Below are 6,346 nucleotides of genomic sequence, written 5' to 3' on the forward strand. Positions count from 1 at the left end.
CTTCAAGCGGTCTAAAACATTTAACCGACATCAAATTATGTACATTATTTATTAATATTAAAAACGCGTTCATATCAGTGTCGATACTGATATGAACGCGTTTAATGCTACCTTATTCAATTGTAGATCTTAATCTCATCCCCTGCCTCGAGGCAGCTTGTGAGCTCACCCGCATTGGCTTCAATCACGAAGTGTGCGCTTGAAATAATCGGACTGATACTCCCTGGCTTCATATTTCCGATTATCCTGACAACCCTGTTGTTTTTATCAACAAATGCGACATCAATCGGAAACTTCATGAAGAAGCAGTGAACGCTGTTGCACGGCTTTATTAACAAGCCATTGCCGATAGCCAGACTATCCCTACCAAGAAGGCCTTTCAACCGCTTTACGAATGTACTGGCAACTTCAACGCTATCCAGCACTTCGCATTCCTTAGTAATATTCAATAACATACACATCTACATTCTTCCTTCCAATATATCCTTACCTTGCTGCTTCTCTTTCATCCTGTGCTTTTCGGCGTAATACTGGAAAGTAAAACCACCTGATTCTATTACATCCTTATCATACAGCTCTTTCTTTGTCATAACCTCATTCCTGAAGACGAATATACCTGGCTTTGTAGTATATATAGTGAATTTCGGCCTGTTGACTTTCCTGGCCAAGGCCTTATATCCATCCATAAATCTCCATCGTCCCTGTTCAAACTCATTTTCAAGGATAATGTCGTACTTGTACATTGAACCCTCAATAACGAAATCAGCAGATGTATTGTTCTTATCAAAAGATAATACTATCTTGTTCTTCCTTTTGCTCTTTATAGGAATCTCTCTGACTGCACCCTCTACGAGTGCATCCCCATTCTTATGATAAAGGAGCATGCCTCGTATTATGACATTTGGCTTTATCAGCATCGAGTAGAGCAACAACCCGAACAATATCAGGATTATGGGAACTCCGATTACAAGACCTGCAATCGCAATGTACAAAGGGAGGTTCCTCTTGAAATTCATGAACCGTTCCTGGCTCTTTGTGATTACATCAATTTGAAACCCAGCTTCAGGAGTCTCAAGTTTTGTGAGCGGATCTTCAACTGCGATACCAAATTTTATGTCATGCAACTTAATATCAAGACTGTTTTTAAGCACCAGGACAACTTCCTTAATACCGCTTTCCTCAGGTTCCAGTGTGATCCTCGAATTCTCCAGGGTACCGAAGCCAGGATCCAAAGAAAGGAGTATAGTTTCCCTGACTTTGGAAGTGCTTGATACTCTGACAGGCAATTTGACCTTTGTTCCCACCACTCCGAATAGTCCTGATTCATCGATACTTACGGAAACATTACCAGGTTCCACAACCTCATATGTTCCAAGTGTCTTCTCAAGAATGAAGTTTTCGCCCTTATATTGGCCTTGAACAAGCAATTTTGCTGAAGTAGTTCCAACAGAATCGAACGATACCTTTGTGCTATAGGTAGCATCTCCTGCCTTCAGGTCGCCATATGCCGGATCCTGATTGTCAACAAGCGTTAATCTCTCTTCTGTTCCGTCACTATGGTCAATAATCAAATTGAAAGTACTTATTGTCAGGTCCTGATTCGAGGTAACCTTGTTTCCTCTCATTTCAAGATAACCTGTGACAGTCATATTTCCACCAATCTTGTATTTCATCCTGTCAGAGTAGAAATCAGATTTAAGAATCGGAAGTTCTCTGATGGTCACCTTAGAACTTGTACTTGTAATTAGGTTTTCATCTTCCTTGACCGATACCTGTATCTCATAGGTACCCTGGACATCTGTCTTGTCATATTTGCCTGAGAATACCCCGTCTATTTCAGTAAGTATGACTGGTGTAAGCTCAGGCTTACCGTTCTTAATCACAAGAGCTTCGACAATCGCCTTATCTCCTACCTCTCCTGTCAGTCCTACACTAATTTCCAGTGGTTCATTGACCGGCTGCTGCGTATTTGCAAGCGGCTTGGTTACCCAGGCCTTAAGGAAAAGATCCTTATCACCGAAGGCCCTTACGGCACCAGTACCATTGACCTTTACTGACCATTTGCCGGATAATTCCTCTTTGGCCTGGTTCAAAGTTACAAGAGTATACCTGTCGTTTGCCTGTACCAATACATTTTCATTTACCGGCTTGCCCTCAGGTGAAATAAGTGAAACCTGAAGTCCCGGCTGAGCATTTGCGAAAACCATAGTAACCTGGGAAGTATATCTGTCAAAATCAAAGTCAACGGTCTGTTCTCCATTTAGCTCCATGTTGCTTCCAAGAAAATTTCTTCTGTTCTTCAGAGTTCCGAGAACATTGAAGAAGGTAACAGCAAGCTCTCCAGGATCACCGATGAACTTAGCTTCACCCTGTGTATCAGATGCTATCCTGTTCAGTATATCCTGATTTACAGCACCAAATCCAACTGAATATACAGGATACTGCTTTAGTCCAATATCAGATACTGTAGCCCACATGCTGCTCATATACTGATCCATAAAGACCTGATCATTCCTTTTTGCAGGATCAGGATCAGGAACACCATCAGTCAGGAAAATTATTACTTTCCTCACATCCGGTGCAGTGAAAGAACTTAACTGAGCCGAAGCCGCCTGCAGGGCAGCCTGGTAATTGGTATCTCCATCCGCATCCAGCCTTGGCGCCAAAGAACCTTTGATTGCACCCTTGTTCGCCGCATTTCCCACTGGCTGCATTGGAATCACTTCTGAAGTCACAGTATTGAAAGTAATGACGCCCAGATTATCATCCGGGCTTAAAAGGTCAATGAATATATTTGCAGCAGTTTCTCTGAGCCTAGCCGGGTCAGTACTTGCCATACTACCTGAAGTATCTATAACAAATGATACAGCAAGTTTCTCAAGAATAAGGCTATCTGCAGCTTTTGCAGGTAAGGGAAGTCCACTTGAAATTATCAAGGCAATCAAAAAGATAATCATCGTTTTTTTTATCTTTTTCAACATCTTCCCCTCCATCTATCTTCATTAAGTTTAAACGAACTATTACATTCCACCTAGAGTATTCATGATATTAATGAATGCAGGTCCAAGGATAACGACAAACAGTGAAGGCAATATGAAAAATATCATTGGAAACAGCATCTTGACAGGTATCTTAGCCGCCTTTTCCTGAGCTCTCTGACGTCTCACCTGCCGCATTGAATTTGATTGTACCCTTAATACATTTGCAATGTTAGATCCAAGCTGCTCAGCCTGAATGACTGCCGAAACAAATTGCGCAAGGTCATCTACTTTAGTCCTAACAACCATTCCTCTCAGCGATTCCTCTCTTTCTTTACCCTTACCGATATCACCCATTGCCTTTATTATCTCATCACTCAAAGGTCCATGCATCTTTTCAGCTGCTTTCTTCATTGCCATGTCGAATGCCAACCCAGCCTCTACACTTACATATAGAAGATCAAGCATGTCTGGTAGGCTTTTCTGGATCTTATCCATTCGCGTTGTAGCCTTTGTATTCAGCGAAACATAGGGAAACACAAAGCCTATAAGGCCTGCAAAAAAAGGAAGCAATCGGTTTGTACTTCCCGCTGAACTCATCAGAAGAAAAAATACACCACCCAAAACCAGTCCGAGCAGTATTTGGATAGCCAATATACTGCTGAAAGTTACTGTCGATGGAGAACCACTGCTTATTATAAGGTCCTCATACTTCTTTTTGATTTCTGCAGGTGCTGCATTGCCTATAGCCTGAGTAACTCTCTGATACGCAGGCTTAAGAACCCTGTCAGCGAAAGGCTGCTTCATCTCATCCTCGTCTTCATCAGTTGTCGGAGACATTGTCTTTATGCCATTAAGTCTTTCATATACATTCTGATTTTTTCTGAATATGATGAAGTAAAGAATCAGGAAGAGATACGCTGTAGTGATAAACACCATGGAATACACCAATATTTCCAATTCAATCCCCTCCTAGATTTCAATATTTACAAGCTTAATTAGCATGAAGATTCCTATTAGTTCCATTACAATTGCGAGAACTAAAGCAATTATTCCAGGCAGAGTTGTGAATAGGACATTAAGATATCCTGGATTAATAACACTAATAGCCAAAGCTAAAGCTACCGGTAGAACACTGATTATGAATGCAGACAATCTACCCTGTGCAGTAAGACTCCTGATTTCTCCCCGCAACTTAACCCTTTCCCTGATTGTGTTCGATATCGTATCAAGAACCTCAGCGAGATTTCCACCAACCTGCCTTTGTATGAGAAGAGCAGTAATGAACATATCCAAATCCTCATCATCCGTTCGTTTGCTTAAGTTCTCTAATGCTTCTTCCATTGGCTTTCCAAGGGAATTATCTCTAAGTACCTTTAGGAATTCGTCAGATATTGGGCTCTCCATTTCATTTCCAGCGACATTCAAGGCCTGTGGAAAGCTGAATCCTGCCCTCAAACCATTTGAAATTAAAGTCAGCGCCTGCGGCAACTGGCTATTCAGAAGTCTACCTCTCTTCTTTTTGATTGATCCGACATAAATATCTGGAATCTTATAACCAATCAAAGCACCAATAGCTCCAACCGCTACATTCCCGCCTATTAAAGCAAGGAGCATTCCCATTACTCCTGCAGTCATGAGTGAGATGCCAACAAACTCCTCTGGCTTCATCTTTATGTAAGCCTGGAGGAGCTTGATTCTTATTTTTTCCAAGTAGGATTTCTGAGGAATTACCCTACCCATCATCTTCAAGGCTCCGAAGCCCTGTTGCTTGGCTGATGGCCTTTCAACAAGCTCGGAATCAGGTTCCATCATAAGACTTGCTGTCTTAAGTCTATTCAAGGTAGCAAGCCTTGTTCCATAAAATACATTGTAAAGACCTATAACCAAAGCTACAACAGTGAAGAAGGCAAGACCAAGAATCAAATATTCCATGTCAATACCTCCTCTGGCTGCTCTCCGCACTCAAATCAACTGTCTTAAAAACACTTGCAGGGATATTGTCACCATGAGCTTTAATCTTTTCAAGGAAGTTTGGTACTATACCAGTTGGTATGTGCTTTCCTATTACTCCGCCTCTTTCATTGAAGCCATCCTGCCTGAACACATAGATATCCTGAAGAGTTATAGTGTCACTTTCCATACCTACAATCTCAGTAATCTTTGTAATTTTTCTGGTACCATCAGTAAATCTGGCAACCTGCACAATAAGATTTATCGCGGAAGTTACCTGTTCTCTGATTGCCCTGGACGGAAGTTCCATTCCTGACATCATGACCATGGTTTCAAGTCTTGCCAGACTGTCTCTTGGTGTATTTGCATGAATCGTAGTAAGTGAACCATCATGACCGGTATTCATGGCCTGAAGCATATCAAGAGCTTCACCACTTCTAACCTCTCCAACGACTATCCTGTCTGGTCTCATACGAAGTGTATTTACAACAAGATCCCTTATGGTTATTCTACCCTTACCTTCAATATTTGCAGGTCTGGCTTCCAATGTAACCACATGTTCCTGCTGAAGTTGAAGCTCAGCAGCATCCTCAACTGTAACTATTCTTTCATCATTTGGTATGAATCCTGAAAGAACATTCAAAAGAGTCGTCTTTCCACTACCTGTACCACCTGAAACCAGTACATTTACCCTACCTCTTACACTGGCCCTAAGCAGCTTAGCCATATCCGCATTCAAAGTTCCAAATGAAATCAGGTCCTCAAGTGTGTAAGGATCGACTGAAAACTTTCTTATAGTGATCGAAGGACCCTTTATTGAAAGCGGGGGAATGATTATGTTTACTCGAGAGCCATCTGGAAGTCTAGCATCTACAAGCGGTGAGCTTTCATCGACTCGTCTTCCAAGTGGAGATATTATCTTGTCGATAATATGCATTACATGCCTGTCATCCCTGAAACTGTGCTCTGTCTTTGTAATCTTACCGCCTCTTTCAACAAAAATATTCTTAGGCCCATTCACCATTACTTCCGTTACGGTTGGGTCGTTCAGCAATGTAGTTATAGGACCATAGCCATATATCTCGTCCATTACCGAGTTACACACCCTTTGCTTGTCGCCAAGCGATAGGTGGCGCTTTGTCTCAAAGAGTATATTGTTGACAGTTTCGTTAACTTTATCCTGTACCGTACGTTTCTGTATCATATCAGAAGAATCTGTGCTTAATGTTATCTGGTCTATGACATTCCCAAGCACTTCAAAGGACAGGTCATCAAGTTCCTTCTTCTTCTTTGCAAGAAGTTCCATAGTGCTGTCCTTTTCATCTTTTATCGGTTCCGTCTTCTTTATTCCATTTACACCAAAAGTCCCAAAAGCCATGGAGCTCTCCTCCCTCTCTTGTATATTGTAGTTGTCA

At 41.7% G+C, this 6,346-nt stretch carries 5 protein-coding genes; all 5 read right to left on the minus strand.

All coding sequences use genetic code 11. The features are described from left to right. Positions 1–116: 116 nt before the first annotated feature. Positions 117–455 carry a DUF192 domain-containing protein gene (locus tag T472_RS02825; protein WP_040906505.1) on the minus strand — a complete coding sequence of 113 codons (339 nt, stop codon included), beginning with the start codon at positions 453–455 and terminating at the stop codon, positions 117–119. A gap of 6 nt (positions 456–461) precedes the next feature. Continuing rightward, positions 462–2,936, minus strand: coding sequence for a VWA domain-containing protein (locus T472_RS02830; protein WP_278279600.1), 2,475 nt, complete (start codon positions 2,934–2,936; stop codon positions 462–464). An 84-nt stretch (positions 2,937–3,020) separates the two neighbouring features. After that, the gene (locus tag T472_RS02835; protein ID WP_160319115.1) at positions 3,021–3,785 is read right to left on the minus strand and encodes a type II secretion system F family protein; all 765 of its coding nucleotides are present in this window, start codon (positions 3,783–3,785) and stop codon (positions 3,021–3,023) included. 165 nt (positions 3,786–3,950) lie between these two features. Next, complete coding sequence (locus T472_RS02840; protein WP_023386402.1) at positions 3,951–4,913, minus strand: type II secretion system F family protein; 963 nt, start codon at positions 4,911–4,913, stop codon at positions 3,951–3,953. Position 4,914: 1 nt separating this feature from the next. Further along, positions 4,915–6,237, minus strand: a complete 1,323-nt coding sequence (locus T472_RS02845) for a TadA family conjugal transfer-associated ATPase (protein ID WP_242864754.1) — start codon at positions 6,235–6,237, stop codon at positions 4,915–4,917. Between the last annotated feature and the right edge of the window lie 109 nt (positions 6,238–6,346).

Origin of the sequence: Youngiibacter fragilis 232.1, assembly GCF_000495435.3 — a bacterium.
Lineage (GTDB): Bacteria > Bacillota > Clostridia > Clostridiales > Clostridiaceae > Youngiibacter > Youngiibacter fragilis.

Coding starts and splice junctions, on each gene's coding strand:
- T472_RS02825 (WP_040906505.1), bottom strand. CDS start 455: ATGTTATTGAATATTACTAAGGAATGCGAAGTGCTGGATAGCGTTGAA.
- T472_RS02835 (WP_160319115.1), bottom strand. CDS start 3,785: ATGAAGCAGCCTTTCGCTGACAGGGTTCTTAAGCCTGCGTATCAGAGA.
- T472_RS02840 (WP_023386402.1), bottom strand. CDS start 4,913: ATGGAATATTTGATTCTTGGTCTTGCCTTCTTCACTGTTGTAGCTTTG.
- T472_RS02845 (WP_242864754.1), bottom strand. CDS start 6,237: ATGGAACTTCTTGCAAAGAAGAAGAAGGAACTTGATGACCTGTCCTTT.